This is a genomic window from Streptomyces ardesiacus (genome assembly GCF_003112575.1).
Lineage (GTDB): Bacteria > Actinomycetota > Actinomycetes > Streptomycetales > Streptomycetaceae > Streptomyces > Streptomyces ardesiacus.
Genome location: NZ_BEWC01000001.1, coordinates 88,611 through 111,330 on the forward strand (window position 1 = coordinate 88,611; position 22,720 = coordinate 111,330).

The following is a 22,720-nucleotide window of genomic DNA, read 5'->3' on the forward strand; positions in this document are numbered from 1 at the left end:
GGCCCGCGGGGCAACGACCTCAGAACGGCTCCACGACGGACCCCTCGCGCGGCGCGGCCCCCTCGACGACACGGAACCCGCCGCCCGGCCCCCGGTTCCACTCCCGGTACGCCGGGAAGCGCATGGGCAGCCCCCGGGCCACGGAGAGGTCGGCGCTGTCCATGGCCTGGACGTGCACGTGCGGCTGGGTCGAGTTGCCGGTGTTGCCGCAGTCCGCGATGTGCCGGCCCACGGACACCGTGTCGCCGACGGCGACGCGGACCGAACCGGCCTTGAAGTGCACCAGGGCGACGAACGGACCGCTCGGGGAGAGCGCGATGATCACGTGGTTCCCGGCGATGGCGCGCACCCCCTCGCGCAGCCGCGCCCCCTGCCCCAGCATGTAGGGCACCAGCGCCAGTTGCGACCGCCGCGCCTCGTGGTCCGGCTCGGCGTCGTGGGCGGCGACGATCCGCCCGGCGACGGGGGCCAGCACCGGCAGGCCGAAGGCGTGGAACAGCTCCGGCGGCTCGGTGGCGAGGAAGGTCCGCCAGGACCGGGTCCCCGCCGTGCGGTGCCGCTCGTCCACGGCGACGAAGTCGATGGCGTGACTGCTGCCGAGGAGGCTGGTGCCATGGCTGGGGACCCGCCGGCCCGGACTGTTCCTGACCTGCCACGGGCCGGTGAAGGGCAGTGCGATCGTCACGCCCGCCGCCCGGGGATCCTGTCCGGCCGGCTCGCCCGACCGGGCCAGCACGACCGACGCGGTGCCCGTGGCGAGGGCGGAGGCGCCGATCGCGACGGTGCGGGCCACGAAGAGCCTGCGCGCGGGATCGTCGTCGGCCGCCCGGGGCCCGGCCGCGCCCGCGGCGGCCCCGCCCTCGCGCTCCCGCGGGACCGCGTCCGGAGCGGGGGCGGCCCGGCGGGCCGCGAGACGCCGGACCAGCGGGCGGACGGCCTCGCCGAGGAGCACCGCGGCGGTCAGGCACAGCAGCAGCGTCGGCCACACGGCGGCGACGCGCGCGGCGACCCACCGGACGCCGGGGGAGGGCTCGGCGGGACCCGCCGTCAGCACGAGCAGGGTGAGCGCGGCCGGCAGCCACGCCAGCGCCGCGCCGAGGCGCCGCCCCCGGCTCCCCGGGACCGTCACGTCCTTGACGAGCCGTCGGTACAGGTACCGGTGGACGGCCACCAGGAGGCAGAGGAGCAGGGCCGAGGTCAGCAGTGCAAGGGCCATGGACGGGGCTCCCGGAGAGGTAGGAACGCTGTGCGGCGGGCGCCCGCGGGGGCCGCGGGAGGCCGGGGTGCGGGCTTGTGACGGGTCGGGCGGGTGGCGCGTGACCGCACCACGTAGGGCTTTCCCACCTCACCCCGGGGCACACCCGGGCGTCCCGGGGTGAAACCAATGAATGGACTTTCTCCTAGTTCCGCGACGCGTGAGCCGGACCGGCCCGCGCGAATCGGGGCGGTGCCATTCTGAATCCGCGCAGGTCAGTGGCGGCGGTGGAGTGGAAATACCGATCCGGTGGCGGTTCCCGGCGGCGGACCGGATCTGTTGACAGCGTTCGTTCGAGTCGACGAACATGCACACCGATGCGGAACGAGTGAAGCCACTGCCGCCGCCCCGCGAGGGAGCGGGCGAGTGTTCTTCCCATTCCTGGTGAACTCAGGGAAACAGCGCATGTACGGGGGCTTCGGGTATGGAGATGCGTGATGCATTGATTCTTGTGCCGCCTGCCCGTCACGACGTCTCGACGCGGTCGCCGCTGTCGGGTCCGGACGGGCGGAAGGCCAGGTCGGAGTGGGTCCGACGGGCCTGACACCGGGACAGCCGACGCCGTCGGACGCCGGCCGAAAGGGCGCGCCGACGCGATTTTCGGACCGGGAAGAACGGATTCACCATCGCGTGCCCCGGCCGGTACGGGTTCAGTGCGCTACTGGTCGGAACATCGGGATCCGGTTTTGATTCGGGTCTTTGTCCGCCGGGGGCGCACCCCCGTTCGGGACCGGATCGCAGGCGCGTGCCATCGTTCATGACTCCAGGGGATTGTGGTCTTGAGTACTTCTCGTAACTCGGCAGAAAACCTCCCTGTCTTCCCGGAAGACCGGGAGGTGGAGACTTCCTGCCCGGCGTCGCCCACCGAGCAGGGGATTCTCTTCCAATCCCGCCACGGAGAAGGAGCCGGCCTTTTTCACACACAGGTCCTTCTCGACGTCGCCCGGGACATCGATCCCGACCTCTTCCGCCGCTCCTGGGCGGCGGTGGCGGCCCGGCACGCGGCGCTGCGGACCTGCTTCCCCGACCCCACCGGCGAGGGGCCGTCGCGCACCGTGCTCAAGCGCGTGGAGGTACCCCTGGTCCACGAGGACTGGCGCGGACTCGACGAGGAGCAGGTGGCCGAACGGCGAAGGGCCCTGCTGCGCGAGGACCACGAACGGGGGTTCGCCCTGGACCGGGCGCCGTTGTGGCGGCTGCACGTGGCCCGCCTGGAGCAGGCGCGGTACCAGGTTCTGTGGAGCCTGCACTACGTGCTGACGGACGGGCGCGGCCAGGAGACGGTGCTGCGCGAGGTGGAGCGGACCTACGGTGCGCTGCTCGCGGGAACGCCCCTGGACCTCCCGGCGCCCACCCCGTTCGAGGCGTACGCCGACTGGCGCGGCGGGCAGGACAGCGACCGGGCCGAGGCCTTCTGGCGCGAGGAGTTGCGGGAGGCCGAGGCGGCCGATCCGCTGCCCGTCGAGTCCCCGGCCCCGGCCTCCGCCGGGGCCGGGGCCGGACCGGCCGGCGAGCCGGACGGTGCTCCGGCGACGGTCCGGTACGCACAGGCGGCCGTCGTCCTGGACGAGCGCGAGACCACCGCCCTGCGTGCCGCGGGCCGTGACCACGGCCTCACCCTCACCACCCTCGTCCAGGGCGCCTGGGCCTTCCTGCTCAGCCGCTACACCACCTCCGAGGACGTCGTCCTGGGCGTGACCACCCCCGGCCGCCCGGCCGAACTGCCCGGCGCGCAGGACCTGGTGGGGCTCCTCGTCAACACCCTCCCGCTGCGCGTCCGGATGCCGTCCGAGGCGCCCTGGGCGGAGTGGATGCGGGAGCTGCAGGAGACGTACGCCCGCGTCCGGGAGCACGAGTACCACCCCCTGGTGCGGATCCAGCAGTGCGGCGGTATCGGCTCGGGCGAGTCGCTCTTCGAGACCGTCGTCCTGGTGGAGGACTGGGCGGACACCGGGGACGGGACGGACGCCGGGGACGGGACGGACGCGGAGGACGGGACGGGCGCCGAGGACGGCGCCGCCACCGAACCCGGCCCAGCCCTGCGGATGAACCGGGTCCATGAGGAGAGCCACGCCCCCTACCCGCTGAGCCTGGTCGCCACCCCCGGCCGGCGCCTCGCGCTCACCCTCCACTACGACACCCGGCGCCTCGCGGCGGCGACCGCCGAGCGGGCCGCGGGCCACCTGCGCCGCGTCCTCACCGACCTCACCGCCCGGCCCCACGCCCGCACCGGGGAGCTGGCGCTGCTCACCCCCGCGGAGTTCGACCGGCTGGTCCACGAGTGGAACGACACCGACACCCCCTACTCGCGGGACCTGTGCATCCACGAGCTCTTCGAGCGGCAGGCGCGGCGCACGCCCGACGCCCTGGCCCTGCTCTTCCAGGACGAGCGGTGGACGTACCGGGAGGTCGACGAGCGGGCCAACCAGATCGCGCACCTCCTCACCCGCCTCGGGGTGGCCCGCGGCGACCACGTCGCGATCCTCCTGGAACGCCGCGCGGAGATGATCCCCGCCCTGCTGGGCATCCTCAAGGCCGGCGCCGTCTACGTCCCGCTGGACGTCAACGCCCCCGTCAAACGCTGGCACTGGATCGTCAACGCGCTGAAGACCACCTGCGTCCTCACCCAGCACTCCCTCGTGCCCCGCCTGCTGTCCGAGGACGGCGTGCCCGACCTCGCGCACCTCCTGTGCCTCGACCCCGGCGACGCCCCGGACCCGGACCTCCCGGCCGACGGGCACCCCGCCCTGCACGGCGCCGAGGCGCTCGCGGACATGCCCCGCGACGGCCTTCCCCGCCGGGCCACCGCCGACGACCTGGCCTACGTCATCTTCACCTCCGGCTCCACGGGCACGCCGAAGGGCGTCACGGTGGCCCACGCCCCGGCCGTGAACCTGATCGAATGGGTCAACACCACCTTCGGCGTCGGCCCCGACGACCGGATCCTGTTCGTGACGGCGCTCACCTTCGACCTCTCCGTCTACGACGTCTTCGGCATCCTCGCCGCCGGCGGATCGATCCGGATCGCCACCGGTGAGGAGATCCAGGAACCGGCCGCCCTGCTGCGCCGCCTCGCCGACGAGCCCATCACCTTCTGGGACTCGGCCCCCGCGGCCCTGATGCAACTGGTCCCCCTGCTCCCCACCGACGGCGACGGCGCCCACCGGGTCGTCTCCCGTACCCTGCGCCTGATCTTCATGAGCGGGGACTGGATCCCGGTCCACTCGCCGGACCTGATGCGGACCGTGTTCCCCGCCGTGCGGGTCGTCGGCCTCGGCGGAGCCACCGAGGCGACCGTCTGGTCGAACTTCTTCCCCGTCGCGGACGTCGACCCCGAGTGGAAGAGCATCCCCTACGGCAGGCCCATCCAGAACGCCCGCTACTACGTCCTCGACGAGAGCCTGCGCCCCTGCCCGCTCGACGTGCCGGGCGACCTGTACATCGGCGGCCCCTGCCTCAGCTCCGGATACGCGAACGAGCCCGGCCTGACGGCGTCCAAGTACCTCCCGTCGCCGTTCGCCGGTTCCCCCGGAGAACGCCTGTACAAGACGGGCGACATGGCGCGCTGGCGCCCGGACGGCAACCTGGAGTTCCTCGGACGCACCGACTCCCAGGTCAAGATCCGCGGCTACCGCATCGAACTGGGCGAGATCGACAGCACCCTGAACGAACACCCCGTGGTCCGGGACGCGGCCACGATCGTCCGCGAGGACCGGTCCGGCGACCGGTCGCTGGTGAGCTACGTGGTGCTGGACCCGAGCCGCGCCCGCTCCCTCGTGCGGGAACTGGACAACGACGGCCACCGCGACGGCGACGATCCGCTCGCCGACAAGCGGGTCGAACGCTGGCGCGAGGTCTACGACTCCTTCGACGCCGACGCGGCGAAGGAGTCCGCGGACGGCAACGACTTCTCCGGCTGGAACAGCAGCTTCACCGGTCTGCCCCTCCCCGCGGAGGAGATGCGGGACTGGCAGGAGGACACGGTCCGGCTCATCCGCGCCCACCGGCCGCGCGCCGTCCTGGAGATCGGCTGCGGCACCGGCCTGCTGCTCTTCCCGCTCGCCGGGGAATGCCGGCGGTACTACGGCACGGACTTCTCCACCACCGCCCTCGCCTCCGTCCGCGGCCGCCTCGACGACCGCCCGGACCTCAAGGACGCGGTCGTCCTGCACCGGTGCGAGGCCGACGCCGTCGGCGACCTCCCCCTGGAGCCGGTCGACACCGTCGTCGTCAACTCCGTCGTCCAGTACTTCCCCGACGTGGACTACCTGGTCCGCGTCCTGGACCAGGCACTGTCGCGGGTCGGCGACGGCGGACGGATCATCGTCGGCGACGTACGGAGCCTCCCGCTGCTCGACGCCTTCCACGCGGCCGTCGAGGCGGACCGCGCCCCGGACGCCACCACCCGGGCGGAGCTGTGGCAGCGCGTCCAGCAGCGTGTGCGCCAGGAGGAGGAGCTGACGCTCGACCCGGCCTTCTTCCACGCCTGGGCGGCCCGCTCCGGCCGGATCCGCCGGGTGGAGGTACGGCCCAAGGGCGCACGCCACCTCAACGAGATGTCGATGTTCCGCTACCAGGTGGTCCTGCACGTCGCGCAGCCCCTCCCGGACGCCGCCACCGCGGCGCCCGACTGCCCCGAGCACGACTGGACCGCCGACCGCCTCGGCACCGCGGCCCTGCGGGAGCTGCTCGCCGCCGGCCCCGACCGGCTGCGGCTGCGCAACGTGCCCAACGCACGCGTCGAGGAGGCCGTGCGCACCCTGCGCTGGCTGAAGAGCGGCGCCGGCCTGGAAACCGTCGGGGCCTGGCGCGCCCAGGACCGGCCCGCCGACGGCGTCGACCCGCAGGAGCTGCGCGAACTCGCCGAGCAGGCCGGCTACCTGGCCGCACCCGACTGGAGCCGGCACGGCGGCGACGGCGGCTACGACGTCCTGCTGACCCGCGTCGGCACGGAACCGGCCCCGGACGCCGCCCGGTTCGTCGTCCCGACGGCACCCGGCGAGGGTCCGGAGGAGCAGGAGGAGCACGACTGGTCGCGGTACGCCAACCAGCCCCTCAAGGCCGAGATCCAGTACCTCCTGGTACCGCGGCTGCACGCCCACCTCGCCGAGCGGCTCCCCGGCTACATGGTGCCCTCCGACCTGGTGCCGCTCGACTTCCTCCCCGTCACCTCCAGCGGCAAGCTGGACCGGCGCGCGCTGCTGCTCCCGCAGGCGTCCAGGACCGCGGGAGCGACCGCGGCGCTGCCGGCCCGCACCACCACCGAGGCACTCCTCGTCTCGATGTGGGAGCAGATCCTCGACCGCTCACCCGTCGGCGTCCTCGACGACTTCTTCGAACTGGGCGGACACTCGCTGCTCGCCGTGCAGCTCGCGGCCCGCATCCGGCAGGTGTTCTCGCTGGAGGTGCCGGTCCGCCTCTTCTTCGACCTCCCGACGATCGCCGAGGTCGCCCGCGAGATACGGCGGCGCCAGGACGAGCGGCAGCCGCAGCCGGCCCGCCCCCTCGTCCCCGTCCCCCGGGACGGCGAGCTGCCCGCCACCTTCGACCAGCAGCGGCTGTGGTTCATCGACCGGATGAGCCCCGGAACCACCTCCTACACCGTCAACTGGCTCGTCCCCCTGCCGGCGTCCCTCGGCGCCCCGGTGATCGGCGAGGCGCTCGGACACATGCTGCGCCGGCACGAACCCCTGCGCACGACCTTCCGCGAACGCGACGGCCGGGTCTGGCAGGTCGTCGGCGACGGGTGCGCCGTCGAGGTACCCACGCTGGACCTGTCCGGTCTCCCCGAGGACGAGAGCGAACAGCGCACCCGGGACGAGATCCGCCAGTGGTGGGACCAGCCGTTCGACCTGGTCGAGGGGCCCCTGCTGCGGGCGCTGCTCGTCACGTGGTCGCCGACGGAGCAGATCCTGGCGCTCAGCGCCCACCACCTGGTCTTCGACGGCTACTCGATCGGCGTCTTCGGCCAGGAGTTCCTGGAGATCTGCCGGGCCCTCGACGCCGGCGAACCGTGCCCGCTGCCCGACCTCGCCGTCCAGTACGCCGACTACGCGGTGTGGCAGCAGGGCCTGCTGGAGGAGGAGCGGCTCGGGCACCAGCTGGAGCACTGGCGCCGGCAGCTCGCCGGGGCGCCCGAACTCCTCACCCTGCCCACGGACTTCCCGCGACCGGAGGTGCAGAGCCTGCGCGGCGACTTCCTCAGGCGGCAGCTGACGCCGGAGGCGACCCGCCGGATCGCGGAACTGAGCCGCGACTACCAGGTCACCACCTACATCACCACGCTCAGCGCCTACGCGGTCTTCCTGGCGCGGCACAGCGGCCAGGACGACCTGGTCATCGGGGTGCCGATCGCCAACCGCAACCACGTCGAACTGGAATCCATGATCGGGTTCCTGGTCAACACGATCGCCCTCCGGGTGGACCTGCGCGACAACCCGACCTTCGAGGACGTCCTGCTCCAGGTCCGCAGGCGGCTGTTCGACGCCCAGAGCCACCAGGAGGTCCCCTTCGAGCGGCTGGTCGACGCGCTCCGGCCGGCCCGGAGCCTGGGCCACAACCCGGTCTTCCAGGTGATGTTCGCCGACGAGAGCCTGCCCCTCCTCGACCACCCGTCGGCCCTGGTGCAGCCCAGGCCGTGGATGCACAGCCTGATCGCCGAGGGCATGAGCGTCGGCGTCTCCCGCTTCGACCTCACCCTCATGATCCAGTCGGCACCGGAGGGCATGCACTACGGATTCGAGTACTCCACCGACCTGTTCACCGCCGAGACGGTCGCGCGCATGGCCGACCGCTTCGAGGTGCTCGTCCAGGCCGCGCTGGCCGACCCCGGACAGCGCGTCGGGGACCTGCCGCTCGTCGACGCCGCCGAGCGCGACCGGATCGTGGAGCGGAGCCGCGGGCCCCGCAACCCGGCGGCGCTCGCGCCGGTGTCCCTCCCGGCGCGGTTCCGCGAACAGGCGCGTCGGACCCCGGACCGGACGGCGATCGTGGACGGCGACCGCCGGGCCACCTACCGCGACCTCGACCTGCGGTCGAACCGCCTCGCCGCACTGCTGCGGGACCGCGGCGTCCGGCGCGAGAGCCTCGTCGGGCTGTGCCTGTCGCGCTCCGTCGAGAGCGTCGTCGCCCTGCTGGCGGTCGTGAAGGCGGGCGCGGCGTACGTGCCGCTGGACCCCTCCTATCCGCGCGAGCGCCTGGGCCACATGGCCGAGGACGCCGGACTGCGGGTCGTCCTGACCGAGCGTTCGGCGGCCGGCGCGCTGCCGGAGACGGACGCGCGGGTGCTGGTCGTCGAGGACCTGTGGCCCGAGCTGGACCGGTGGCCCGACGGCGAATCCGGCCCGGACCTGACCGCGGACGACCTGGCCTACGTCATCTACACCTCCGGTTCCACGGGCCGGCCCAAGGGCGTGGCCGTGACCCACGCCGACGTGGTCGCCCTGGCGCTGGACAGCCGCTTCGCCCAGGGACACGAGCGCGTCCTCATGCACTCGCCGCAGGCCTTCGACGCCTCCACCCACGAGGTCTGGACGCCGCTGCTGTCCGGCGGCCGGACGGTGGTCGCGCCGCAGACCGCGCTGACCGCCGAGGCGCTGCGCGAGCTGGTCGCCCGGCACGAGGTCACGGCCGTGTTCCTCACGGCCGCGCTGTTCCACCTCTTCGCCGAGCAGGACCCGGGCTGCTTCGCGGGCCTGGCGGAGGTGTGGACCGGGGGCGAAGCGGTACGGACCGAGGCGGTGCGCAGGGTCCGCGAGGCGTGCCCGGGCCTGGTGGTCGTGGACGTCTACGGACCGACGGAGACGACGACCTTCGCCACCTGCCACCGCATCGAACCGCAGGACCCCACGCCCACTGTGCTCCCCATCGGCCGGCCGCTCGACAACACCCAGGCCTACGTGCTGGACGGCCTGCTTCAGCCGGTGCCGGTGGGTGTGGCGGGGGAGTTGTATGTGGGTGGGGCGGGTTTGGCGCGTGGTTATCTGGGGCGGCCGGATGTGACGGCCGAGGCGTTTGTGGCGAATCCGTTCGGTGGTGCGGGGAGTCGTTTGTATCGGACGGGGGATCTGGCGCGTTTTCTGCCTGATGGGAATGTGGAGTTTTTGGGGCGGGTGGATGATCAGGTGAAGATCCGGGGGTTCCGGATCGAGTTGGGTGAGGTCGAGGAGGTGGTGGCGCGGCATTCGGGGGTGCGGGGTGTGGCGGTGGTGGTGCAGGAGGAGGGTGCGGTGCGGCGGTTGGTGGCGTTTGTGGTGGTGGCTGGTGGGGTGGGGGGTGAGGAGTTGCGGTCGTTCGTGGGGGAGCGGTTGCCGGCGTACATGGTGCCGGGGGTGTTTGTTGTGGTGGACGAGTTGCCTTTGGGCCCGAGTGGGAAGGTGGACCGGGCGGCGTTGTCGGGGTTGTTGGGTGAGGGTTTGGGGGCGGGTGAGGGTGGTTTTGTGGCGCCGCGGACGGAGGTGGAGGAGAAGCTTGCTCTGGTGTGGGGTGAGGTGTTGGGGACGGGTGTTCCGGTGGGGGTGCACGACAATTTCTTTGCTCTGGGTGGGGATTCGATTCTGAGTCTTCAGGTGATTTTCCGGGCGAAGCAGTTGGGTCTGTTTTTTTCGGTGAAGCAGTTGTTCGAGTTTCAGTCGGTTGCGGCGTTGGCGCCGGTGGTGGAGTTGCGTGGTGGGGCCGGGGTGGTGGCCGAGCAGGGTGTGGTGACGGGTCGGGTGGCGTTGACGCCGGTGCAGCGGTGGTTCTTCGCTCAGGATTTCGCTGTTCCGGGGCATGTGAACCAGTCGGTGCTGGTGGAGGCGGAGGCGGGGCTGTCGGCGGAGCAGTGGCGGGTGGTGGTGCGGCGGGTGCTGGAGCAGCACGACGGACTGCGCACCCGCTTCTTCCAGGAGGACGGTGCCTGGTGCGCCGAGCTGACCGGGATGCCCGAGGAGACGCCGTTGCGGGTCGAGGACCTGTCGGGGTGCCCGGAGGGTGAGCGGGAGGCGCGGTTGCTGGAGGTCGCCGGTGCCGTCCAGGCCGGCCTGGACCTCTCCCGGTCCCCGCTGCTGCGCGCCGTCCTGTTCACCGGCCTGGAGGACGGAGGGCGGAAACTCCTCCTCGTCGCGCACCACCTCGTGGTCGACGTCGTCTCGTGGCGGGTGATCCTGGAGGATCTGGAGACGCTGTGCGGTCAGGTCCGGCGGGGTGAGGACCTGGTGCTGCCGCAGAAGACGAGTTCGTGGCGGCAGTGGGCGGCCCGGCTGGCCGAGGAGGCCGGCAGCGAGACGACCGCGGCCGAACTGCCCTACTGGCAGCAGCAGTCGGCCCCGCCCGCACACCCCGTGCCCATGGACGGTCCGGGCGAGGACGACACCGTGGGTGGCGGCCGGGTGGTCGAGGTGGTGCTGGGTGAGGCGGAGACGCGGGCGTTGCTGCGGGACGTGCCGTCGGTGTTCGGGACGCGGGTCAACGACGCGTTGCTGACGGGTGTGGCGTCGGCGGTGGGTGCCTGGTGCGGGAGCGGCCGGGTGCGGGTGGACGTGGAGGGGCACGGGCGGGAGGACCTGTTCGAGGACACGGACGTGTCGCGGACGACGGGCTGGTTCACCACGATCTCGCCGTTGGACCTGCCGGTGCCCGCGGCGGACCGTCCGGCGGAGGGGCTCAAGGAGATCAAGGAACTCCTGCGGGCCCGGCCCAGACAGGGCATCGGCCACGGCCTCCTCGCGTACGGAGGTGCCGATTCCCCCCTGCACGGGGCCGAACCCGCGCAGATCAGCTTCAACTACCTGGGCCAGTTCGACGGGTCGTTCGCCGGCAGCTTCGCCGCGTCGTCCGGTACGGCGGGCCCGGACTGGGCGCCGGTGAACCGGCGGCCGTATCTGATCGACGTGGTCGGTCATGTCCGGGACGGGCGGCTGCGCATGCAGTGGACGTACAGTCCGTCGGCGCACCGGGAGGAGACGGTGCGGGAGGTGGCCGAGCGGACGCTGGGCGTGCTGTCGGCGCTGGCCGAGGAGGCACGGCGTCCGCAGGTGCAGGGGTACACGCCGTCCGACTGGGAGTTGTCGGGTCTCGACCAGCGGCAGGTGGACGACCTGGTGGCCGCTCTGCGCGGGCATCCGGCGTGGCGGGACGCCACCACCGCCCGCCCCCTGGAGGACTGCCTGCCGCAGACCCCCGTCCAGCAGGGGCTCTGGTTCCAGAGCCAGTTCGCGCACGGTGAGGGCGTCTACCACGTCCAGCTCATCCTGAGCATCGGTCAGCACCTGGACGTCGGGGTGTTCCGGGAGAGCTGGGCGCAGGTGATGCGCCGGCATCCGATCCTGCGGACGGGGTTCTGGACCACCGGGGACAACCGGGCGCTGCAACTGGTGTGGGCGGATCTGCCGGTCCCGCTGGAGGTGGCCGACTGGCGTGACGGGAGCGCCGAGGAGCAGCGTGCGCGGCTGGAGGCGTATCTGGCCGGAGACCGGGCGCGGGGTTTCGGGCCCGAGGACGCTCCGCAGTGGCGGATGCTGCTGGCCCGTACCGGTGAGGAGAGGTACGAGCTGGTGTGGAGTGCCCACCACACGATCCTGGACGGCTGGAGCATCAGTCTCGTCCTGGGTGACGCGGTGCGGTGGTACGGGGCCCTGCTGGAGGGGCGTGTGCTGGACAGGCCCGCGCCGCGTCCCTACCGGGACTACGTGGCCTGGCTCGGCGAGCAGGACCTCCGGCAGGCCGAGGACTACTGGCGCCGCACCCTCCAGGACGTCCAGCCGGCCGAACCGCTCAGCATCGAGCGGCACGCGGCCGGACGGTCCGAACCGCCCGGGACCGGTGGGCAGGCCGAGTACGACTTCCTCTTCGGCGTGGAGGAGACCCGGCGCCTGCAGGAACTCGCCCAGACCCGCCAACTGACCCTCAACACGGTCCTCCAGGGCTGCTGGGCACTGCTGGTCGGCCGCTACTCGGGCCGCGAGGACGTCGTCTTCGGCACCGTGGCCTCGGGTCGCCCGGCCGAGATCGAGGGCATCGAGCGGACCGTCGGCCTCTTCATCAACACACTGCCGCTGCGGGTGCGGATGCCCGCGCAGAGCACCGTGCTCGCCTGGCTGCGGGAGCTGCAGGAGCAGAACCTGCGCATGAGGCAGTACGAGTACAGCCCGCTCAACAAGGTGCAGCAGTGGAGCGGGCTGCCCGCCGGCGCCCCCCTCTTCGAGACCCTGTTCGTCTTCGAGAACTACCCGGTGGACAAGGACGACGAGGCCGCCCTGCGCTACGACCTCACCCGCTCCGAGGAACGGATCAACTACCCGCTCGGGGTGGTGGCCACCCTGCCGCCCGGGCAGCAACGTCTGCGGATCGTCGTCCAGTACGACACCGCACGGTTCGACCCCGAGACGATCGAGCGCATGCTCGGCCACCTGGGCAGCGTCTGCTCCCAGCTCACGCGCGAGCCCGACATGCGACTGGGCGACGTCAGCGTCCTGACGGACGAGGAACGCCGCCACATCCTCCGACAGGGCAACGCCGTCCCCCTGCAACGGACGGACGAGACCGACCTCGACCTGTCCGCGCTGGCGGCGGGAACCGCCGGAACCGCCGAAGAACGCGAGCTTCTCGAACAACTCGTCGCAGAAGTTCAGGGCATGTCGCCGAGCGATCTCCAGGCCCAGATCCCGCACGCCGCCCCGGCTACCGAGACGAGTGACCACCATGAGTGAACTGCTTCCTCAGCTCGAGAACCTCAGCCCCGAGCAGCAGGCCGTGCTCCGTCTGCGCCTGCGGCAGCTCAAGGAGCAGGCCCAGAAGCCGGCCCCCCTGCACGAGCTGTTCTCCGCGCAGGCCCGCAGGAACCCCGACCGGATCGCCGTCGCCCAAGGGGCGGCACAGATCAGCTACGCCGCCCTGGACCGGTGGGCGAACCGACTCGCCGCGCTGCTGCGCGACCGGGGCGTCGAACGGGGCAGCCTGGTGGGCCTGTGCGTCCCCCGCTCGATCGAGAGCGTCGTCGGGCTGCTGGCGGTCGTGAAGGCGGGCGCGGCGTACGTGCCGCTGGACCCCTCCTATCCGCGCGAGCGCCTGGCCCACATGGTCGAGGACTCCCGGCTGGGCGTCGTGCTGGCGGGACGGCCGACGCTCGGCATACTGCCGGAGACGGACGCGCGGGTGCTGGTCGTCGAGGACCTGTGGCCCGAGCTGGACCGGTGGCCCGACGGCGAGACCGGCCCGGACGTGACCGCGGACGACCTGGCCTACGTCATCTACACCTCCGGTTCCACGGGCCGGCCCAAGGGTGTGGCCGTGACCCACCGCGGCATCCGTCCCATCGCGCGCTGGCAGAACGAGAACTACGGCCTGGACACCCCCAGACGCGTCCTCCAGGGCACCCCCCTGAGCTTCGACATCTCCGTGTGGGAGATCTGCGCCGCACTCCTGTCCGGCGGCACACTGGTGCTGCCGCCGCCGGAGCTGCGGATGATCGGCACCGACCTCGCCGACTTCCTGGCCGAGCAGGCCGTCGAGAACATCAACCTCACCCCGGCGGCCCTGGCCACGCTGCCCGCCGAGACCCTGCCCTTCCTGACGTGCGTCTCGGTCGGAGGCGAGGCCTGCCCGCGCGAACTCGTCCGCACCTGGGCCGACGGCCGGCTCTTCTTCAACGGCTACGGCCCCTCCGAGACCACCATCGCCGTCAGCGTCGCCCGCTACACCGCCGACCTCGAACGCGTCCACATCGGCCGCCCCATCGACGGGGCGCAGATGTACGTCCTCGACTCCCGCCTCCAGCTCCAGCCGGTGGGTGTGGCGGGGGAGTTGTATGTGGGTGGGGCGGGTTTGGCGCGTGGTTATCTGGGGCGGCCGGATGTGACGGCCGAGGCGTTCGTGGCGAATCCGTTCGGTGGTGCGGGGAGTCGTTTGTATCGGACGGGGGATCTGGCGCGTTTTCTGCCTGATGGGAATGTGGAGTTTTTGGGGCGGGTGGATGATCAGGTGAAGATCCGGGGGTTCCGGATCGAGTTGGGTGAGGTCGAGGAGGTGGTGGCGCGGCATTCGGGGGTGCGGGGTGTGGCGGTGGTGGTGCAGGAGGAGGGTGCGGTGCGGCGGTTGGTGGCGTTTGTGGTGGTGGCTGGTGGGGTGGGGGGTGAGGAGTTGCGGTCGTTCGTGGGGGAGCGGTTGCCGGCGTACATGGTGCCGGGGGTGTTTGTTGTGGTGGACGAGTTGCCTTTGGGCCCGAGTGGGAAGGTGGACCGGGCGGCGTTGTCGGGGTTGTTGGGTGAGGGTTTGGGGGCGGGTGAGGGTGGTTTTGTGGCGCCGCGGACGGAGGTGGAGGAGAAGCTTGCTCTGGTGTGGGGTGAGGTGTTGGGGACGGGTGTTCCGGTGGGGGTGCACGACAATTTCTTTGCTCTGGGTGGGGATTCGATTCTGAGTCTTCAGGTGATTTTCCGGGCGAAGCAGTTGGGTCTGTTTTTTTCGGTGAAGCAGTTGTTCGAGTTCCAGTCGGTTGCGGCGTTGGCGCCGGTGGTGGAGTTGCGTGGTGGGGCCGGGGTGGTGGCCGAGCAGGGTGTGGTGACGGGTCGGGTGGCGTTGACGCCGGTGCAGCGGTGGTTCTTCGCTCAGGATTTCGCTGTTCCGGGGCATGTGAACCAGTCGGTGCTGGTGGAGGCGGAGGCGGGGCTGTCGGCGGAGCAGTGGCGGGTGGTGGTGCGGCGGGTGCTGGAGCAGCACGACGGACTGCGCACCCGCTTCTTCCAGGAGGACGGCACGTGGCAGGCGGAACTGACCCCCGTACCGGACGAGGTTCCCTGGCACACCGAGGACCTGTCCGCCCACCCCGAGGGTGAGCGGGAGGCGCGGTTGCTGGAGGTCGCCGGTGCCGTCCAGGCCGGCCTGGACCTCTCCCGGTCCCCGCTGCTGCGCGCCGTCCTGTTCACCGGCCTGTCCGGCGACCGCGCCCCGCGCCTGCTGCTCGTCGCGCACCACCTCGTGGTCGACGCCGTGTCCTGGCGGGTGATCCTGGAGGACCTGGAGACGCTGTGCGGTCAGGTCCGGCGGGGTGAGGACCTGGTGCTGCCGCAGAAGACGAGCTCGTGGCGGCAGTGGGCGGCCCGGCTGGCCGAGGAGGCCGGCAGCGAGACGACCGCGGCCGAACTTCCCTACTGGCAGCAGCAGTCGGCCCCACCCGCACACCCCGTGCCCATGGACGGCCCGGGCGAGGACGACACCGTGGGTGGCGGCCGGGTGGTCGAGGTGGTGCTGGGTGAGGCGGAGACACGGGCGTTGCTGCGGGACGTGCCGTCGGTGTTCGGGACGCGGGTCAACGACGCGTTGCTGACGGGTGTGGCGTCGGCGGTGGGTGCCTGGTGCGGGAGCGGCCGGGTGCGGGTGGACGTGGAGGGGCACGGGCGGGAGGACCTGTTCGAGGACACGGATGTGTCGCGGACGACGGGCTGGTTCACCACGATCTCGCCGTTGGACCTGCCGGTGCCCGCGGCGGACCGTCCGGCGGAGGGGCTCAAGGAGATCAAGGAACTCCTGCGGGCCCGGCCCAGGCAGGGCATCGGCCACGGCCTCCTCGCCCACGGGCCCTCCGGCGCCGCCCCCGGGATCGACCCGGTCACCACTGCCCAGATCAGCTTCAACTACCTGGGCCAGTTCGACGGCACCTTCGCCGGCGGCTTCGCGGACTCCCTGGGCATGGCCGGCTACGACACCTCCCCGGTGAACCGGCGGCCGTATCTGATCGACGTGGTCGGTCATGTCCGGGACGGGCGGCTGCGCATGCAGTGGACGTACAGTCCGTCGGCGCACCGGGAGGAGACGGTGCGGGAGGTGGCCGAGCGGACGCTGGGCGTGCTGTCGGCGCTGGCCGAGGAGGCACGGCGTCCGCAGGTGCAGGGGTACACGCCGTCCGACTGGGAGCTGTCCGGTCTCGACCAGCGGCAGGTGGACGACCTGGTGGCCGCTCTGCGCGGGCATCCGGCGTGGCGGGACGCCACCACCGTCCGCCCCCTGGAGGACTGCCTGCCGCAGACCCCCGTCCAGCAGGGGATGTGGTTCCAGAGCCAGTACGCCCGGGGCGAGGGCTTCTACCACGTGCAGAACCACTTCCGCCTCCAACAGAAGCTGGACGTCGGGGTGTTCCGGGAGAGCTGGGCGCAGGTGATGCGCCGGCATCCGATCCTGCGGACGGGGTTCTGGACCACCGGGGACAACCGGGCGCTGCAACTGGTGTGGGCGGATCTGCCGGTCCCGCTGGAGGTGGCCGACTGGCGTGACGGGAGCGCCGAGGAGCAGCGTGCGCGGCTGGAGGCGTATCTGGCCGGAGACCGGGCGCGGGGTTTCGGGCCCGAGGACGCTCCGCAGTGGCGGATGCTGCTGGCCCGTACCGGTGAGGAGAGGTACGAGCTGGTGTGGAGTGCCCACCACACGATCCTGGACGGCTGGAGCATCAGTCTCGTCCTGGGTGACGCGGTGCGGTGGTACGGGGCCCTGCTGGAGGGGCGTGTGCTGGACAGGCCCGCGCCGCGTCCCTACCGGGACTACGTGGCCTGGCTCGGCGAGCAGGACCTCCGGCAGGCCGAGGACTACTGGCGCCACACCCTCCAGGACGTCGAGGACGCCACCCTGCTCGACCTGGGCACCCCGTCCGCCGCCGGCACCGCGGCCCCGGACGAGCCGGTCCCCCACCGCTGGGCGGAGGACTTCCTGGACGAGGCGGAGACCGCTGAGCTGCAGGACTTCGCCCTGCGCAACCGGCTCACGCTCAACACGGTCCTCCAGGGCTGCTGGGCACTGCTGCTGGGCCGCTACGCCCGCACCGAGGACGTCGTCTTCGGCACCGTGGCCTCGGGACGCCCGGCGGACGTCGAGGGCGTCGAGGACATGGTCGGCCTCTTCATCAACACCCTCCCGCTGCGGGTGCGGATGCCGGGGGAGACGACCGTGCTCGCCTGGCTGAGGGAGCTGCAGGAGCAGAGCCTGGCGATGCGGCAGTACGAGTACAGCCCGCTGAGCGAGGTCCAGCGCTGGAGCGGCCTGCCCACGGGCACACCCCTCTTCGAGACCCTGTTCGTCTTCGAGAACTACCCCGAGGGGGACACCGACGCCGGGGCCGCCCTGCGACTGGAGGCGCTCGGCTCGAAGGAGCAGACCCACTACCCGCTCAACGCCGTGATCACGGTGGGCGAACGCCTCGGCATCAACCTCCTCCACGACCCGCGCCGGTTCGACGGGCGCGCGGTCGAGGCGATGACCGGGCACCTCAAGCAGCTCTGCCGCGAGCTGGTGACCGGGGCCGACAAGAGCCTCGCCCAGGTGAGCCTGCTCACCGACGCCGAGCTGGCCCGGGCGCTGAACGAATGGAGCAGCGAGTCCACCGCGCCCGTCGAGGACGTCATGCTGCACGACCTGATCGCCGAACAGGCGCGCCGGACACCCGACTCGGTGGCCGTGGTCCACGAGGACGGGCACCTCACCTACGCCGAACTCGACGCCCGCGCCAACCAGCTCGCGCACTGGCTGCGTGACCGCGGCGTCGGCCCCGACGTACTCGTCGGACTCTGCCTGGACCGCTCCCTGGAGGGCATCGTCGGCCTGCTCGGCATCCTGAAGGCGGGCGGCGCCTACGTGCCCATCGACCCCCGCTACCCCCTCGACCGCATGCGCTACGTCGTGGAGGACTCGCGGCTGCGCCTGATGCTCACCCAGCGTCACCTGCTGCCCAGGCTGCCCGAACCGCCCGACGGCGCCCCGGCGCCCCTGTGCCTGGACACCGACTGGGCAGCCGTGGCCGCCGGCCCGAGGACGGCGCCCGTGTCGGAGGCGGGCCCCCGGAACCTGGCCTACATCATCTACACCTCGGGATCGACCGGCCGCCCCAAGGGCGTCATGGTCGCGCACCGCAACCTGCAGCACGTGCTGCCCTGGATCCGCCGCCACCCGTGCTTCGACCGGCGGCAGAACGTCCTCCAGGTCGCCTCCACGAGCTTCGACTTCTCCGTCTGGGAGATCGTCCTGCCGCTCGTGACCGGCGGAACGCTGCACATACCGGCGCCCGGGACCCGCATGATCGGCGCCGACCTGCAGCAGATCCTGTCCGAGCGGGCCATCGAGAGCCTGAACTTCACACCGGGCGCCCTCGCCACGCTGCCGACCGACGACCCGCTGCCCCGGCTGCGCACCCTGGTCGTCGGCGGGGAGGCGTACTCGGCGGACCTCATCCGGACCTGGGCGCCGGGCCGCACCTTCTTCAACGTCTACGGGCCGACCGAGACCACGATCTTCGCCACCGGCACCCGCACCGACGAGAACCTGGACCTCATCCACATCGGCCGGCCGATCACCAACGCACGGTTCTACGTCCTCGACCCGTACCTGTGTCCCGTACCGCCCGGCGTGCCCGGCGAACTCTGGATCGGTGGCGCGGGCGTGACCCGCGGCTACCTGAACCGCCCCGACCTGACCGCCGAGTACTTCGTCGCCGACCCGTTCGGCGGCGAGCCGGGCGGGCGCCTCTACCGCAGCGGCGACCTGGTCCGTTATCTCCCCGACGGGAACATCGAGTTCATCGAGCGCATCGACGGCCAGGTGAAGATCCGCGGCTTCCGGATCGAACTGGGCGAGATCGAGGCCGTACTCGAACAGCACCCGCTGGTGGCGAACTGCGCGGTGCTCGCCCAGCCCGACGGCACCGGCAAACGGCTCGTCGGCTACGTGGTGCCGGCGCCCGGGAGCGGACCGGACGCCCCGGACCTCGAAGCAACCCTGCGGGCCCACCTGAAGGAGCAACTGCCCTCGTACATGGTGCCCTCGGCCTTCGTCACCCTCGGCGAACTGCCGCTGACGGGCAACGGCAAGCTCAACCGCCGGGCCCTGCCGCTGCCCGACGAGAGCACGGCGCCCGCCCCGACCGGGGCATCGCTGCCCCGGACCGCGACACAGGCGAGGCTGGCGGACATCTGGTCCGACGTGCTGGGCCACGACGCCGTCGGCGTGCACGACGACTTCTTCTCCCTGGGCGGGCACTCGCTCCTCGCCGTGAAGGTGACCGCCCGTGTCCAGCAGGCGTTCGGCGTCGACCTGCCGGTGCGGGTGCTGTTCGAGCGGCCCGCGCTGGCCCAGGTCGCCGACGAAGTGGACCGCCTGCTCCGGGAACGGCAGCCGTACCCCGCGCTCGACCTGGTCCCCGTGCCCCGCGACGAGCCCGTCCCGGCCACCTTCGACCAGCAGCGCCTGTGGTACATGGACCGGCTGGTGCCCGACAGCCCGCTCTACACGGTGGGCTGGCTGCTGCACCGGGACGGGCCGACGGACCCCGCACGGCTGGAGCGGGCCCTGGCGGCGCTGATCGCGCGCCACGAGGTGCTGCGGACCACGTTCCGGGAGAGCCGAGGACGCCTCTGGCAGGAGATCGCCCCGACCGGGACCGTCGTGCTGAGCGAGGCCGACCTGTCGGCCGAACCGTCCGGGCGGCGGGCGGAGGCGGTGCGCGCCGTCACCCGCGAGCTGTGGCTGGAGACCTTCGACCTCGTCCGCGGGCCGCTCTTCCGCACCCTGCTGATCCACCTGCCCGGCGACGAGTCCCTGCTGGCCTTCAGCGCCCACCACGCGGTCTTCGACGGCTACTCGGTGGGTCTCCTCAACGAGGAGCTGCTGCGGCTGTACGACCTCCTCGGCGACCCCGGCGCCACACCGCCCGAGCCGCCGGCCCTCCAGTTCGCCGACTACGCGGTGTGGCAGCGGCAGTGGCTGGAGGAGGAACGCCTGCGGCCACACCTGGAGTACTGGAAGGAGCAACTGGCCGACGCGCCCGCGCTCATCTCGCTGCCGACCGACCACCCCCGCCCGGCGGTGCAGCGCTACCGCGGTGCCAACCTCACCGCCACCCTTCCCGCGGACCTCGGCGAGCGGCTGAGCACGGTGAGCGTCGAGCACCGGACGACGGACTTCGTCACCCTGCTGAGCGCCTTCGCCGTCCTGCTCTCCCGCTACAGCGGGCAGGACAAGGTGGTCATCGGTATCCCGGTCGCGGGCCGCGGACGGGTCGAGACCGAGCCCATGATCGGGTTCCTCGTCAACACCGTCGCGCTCTCGGTGGACCTGGCGGGCGACCCCGACTTCGCGGACGTCCTCGACCAGGTGCGCTGGAAGCTCCTGGAGGCGCAGAGCCGGCAGGAGGTCCCCTTCGACCGCATCGTCGAGGAGCTCAGGCCCGAACGCAGCCTCAGCTACAGCCCCGTCTTCCAGGTGATGTTCACCGGACTGGACAAACTCTTCGAGGAACTGCCCGACTCCCGGCAGCCCGCCTGGATCCACGACGTGACCGACGACGGCGTCGGCGTCGCCAAGTTCGACCTCGGCATGAGCATCCAGCGGCGCGACGGGCGGCTGAGCTGCACCTTCGAGTACAGCACCGACCTCTTCGAGCGGGACACCGTCGCCGGCATGCAGGAGCACCTGCGCACCCTGCTCACCGCCGCCCTGGCCGCACCGCGCACGCCCGTCGCACGGCTGCCGCTGCTGCCGCGGGAGGCACGCGAGCGCATCCTGCGGGAGCGCAACGCCACCGACGACCCGGCCGCGCTGCGGCCCGCCACCCTCCAGGGCCTCTTCGCCGAACAGGTCCGCCGCACGCCCGACCGCGTGGCCCTGTCCCACGAGGACGGGCACCTGACCTACGCCGCGCTCGACCGGCGGGCCGACCGGCTGGCCCGGACCCTGCGCGACCTGGGGGTGGGACCGGAGAGCCGCGTCGGGGTCTGCATGCGACGCTCCCCCGACCTGGTGACCTCACTGCTCGCCGTCCTCAAGGCCGGCGGGGCCTACGTCCCGCTGGACCCGGACCACCCGAGGGAACGGCTCGCCCACATGGCCGGCGACGCCGGGGTGCGGCTCGTCCTGACCCAGCCGGACACCCGGGACGAGGCCGGCTTCCTGGGCGCCGGGGACGGCGCCGACGGCGTCCGCCTGCTCGAACTCGGTCCGGACGAGGGCTCATGGCCGGACGCCGGCCCGGAACCGCTGGACGTCACCGTGCACCCCGACGGTCTGGCCTACGTCATCTACACCTCCGGGTCCACCGGCCGCCCCAAGGGCGCGATGCTGTCCCACCGGGGCATCTGCAACCGCCTGCTGTGGATGCAGGACGCCTACGGCCTCGAGGCGGACGACCGGGTCCTGCAGAAGACCCCGTACAGCTTCGACGTGTCGGTCTGGGAGTTCTTCTGGCCGCTGATCACCGGCGTGCAGTTGCACCTCGCCCGCCCCGAGGGCCACCGGGACCCGGCCTACCTGGCCGACCTGATCGAACGGCAGGGCATCGGCGTCCTGCACTTCGTCCCCTCGATGCTGCAGGCCTTCCTCCAGCAGCCGACCGTCCCCGAGCGGTGCCGGGGCGTCCGGCACGTGATGTGCAGCGGCGAGGCGCTGCCGCCCGAGGTGCGGGACGAGTTCCGGCGGACCCTGCCGGACGCCCGGCTGCACAACCTCTACGGTCCCACCGAGGCGTCGGTCGACGTCAGCTTCTGGGAGTGCGACGACACGCCGGACCCGGCCACCGTCCCCATCGGCCACCCCGTCGCCAACACCCGCCTGTACGTCCTCGACGCCGCGATGGAACCGGTGCCCGACGGCGTCGTCGGCGAACTGTTCATCGGCGGCGTGCAGCTGGCCCGCGGCTACCTGGGCCGCCCCGACCTCACCGCGGAACGCTTCGTCGCCGACCCGTTCGGCGAAGGGCGCCTCTACGCCACCGGTGACCTGGCCCGCTACCGTCCCGACGGCGCCCTCGTCTACGTGGGCCGCAAGGACCACCAGATCAAGATCCGGGGCTACCGCATCGAGATCGGGGAGATCGAGGCAGTCCTGGCCGAGCACCCGGCCGTCCGCTCCTGCCTGGTCGTCGTCCACGAGGTCACCGCCGCGGACAAACGGCTGACGGCCTTCGTCACCTGGCAGCCCGACCTCGCGCCCGCGGACCGGCCCGGCCCCGAGGAACTGCGGGCGGCCCTGCTCGAACGGCTGCCCGAGTACATGGTGCCCGCCTACTTCGTGGCCCTGGACGAGTTCCCCCTCACCGCCAACGGCAAGGTGGACCGCAAGGCCCTGCCCGCGCTCTCCGACGTCGTCCGGCAGACCCGGGCCGACGACACCTACGTCGCGCCGACGACCGGGACGGAGCGGGCCCTGGCCGAGCTGTGGGCCCGGCTCCTCGGCCTCGAACGGGTCGGCGCACGGGACGACTTCTTCGCCCTCGGCGGCCACTCCCTCCTCGTCGCCTCCATGGCCACCGAGGTGCAGGACCGGTGGGGCGTCACGCTCATGCTCACCTCGGTCTTCCAGAACCGGACGGTCGAAGCGCTCGCCCGGGTCATCGACCAGAGCGTCGAGGAGGGCGACGACGCGGAGGCGGACGCGGCGGAACTGTTCGACCTGCTCTGAGAAACGCCGGCGCGCACCGTGCACCGCGGTGCGTGCCCGCCAGGCCCAAGGAGACGAAGA

The 22,720-nt window shown here is 72.1% G+C and carries 3 protein-coding genes; 2 read left to right on the forward strand and 1 reads right to left on the reverse strand.

The annotated features are described in order from the left end of the window. Window positions 1-19 precede the first annotated feature (19 nt). Window positions 20-1,216 carry a M23 family metallopeptidase gene (locus tag Sdi02f_RS36085; RefSeq protein ID WP_107087391.1) on the reverse strand — a complete coding sequence of 399 codons (1,197 nt, stop codon included), beginning with the start codon at window positions 1,214-1,216 and terminating at the stop codon, window positions 20-22. Window positions 1,217-2,091: 875 nt separating this feature from the next. Here Sdi02f_RS36085 and Sdi02f_RS00415 point away from each other — a divergent pair. Both Sdi02f_RS00415 and Sdi02f_RS00420 read left to right on the forward strand, forming a co-directional pair. After that, window positions 2,092-12,942 (forward strand): non-ribosomal peptide synthetase, encoded by a 10,851-nt coding sequence (locus Sdi02f_RS00415; RefSeq protein ID WP_159107619.1) that lies wholly within the window; start codon window positions 2,092-2,094, stop codon window positions 12,940-12,942. Next, window positions 12,935-22,660 (forward strand): non-ribosomal peptide synthetase, encoded by a 9,726-nt coding sequence (locus Sdi02f_RS00420; RefSeq protein WP_108932479.1) that lies wholly within the window; start codon window positions 12,935-12,937, stop codon window positions 22,658-22,660. Before Sdi02f_RS00415 ends, Sdi02f_RS00420 begins: the two co-directional genes overlap by 8 nt. The last annotated feature ends 60 nt before the right edge of the window (window positions 22,661-22,720 follow it).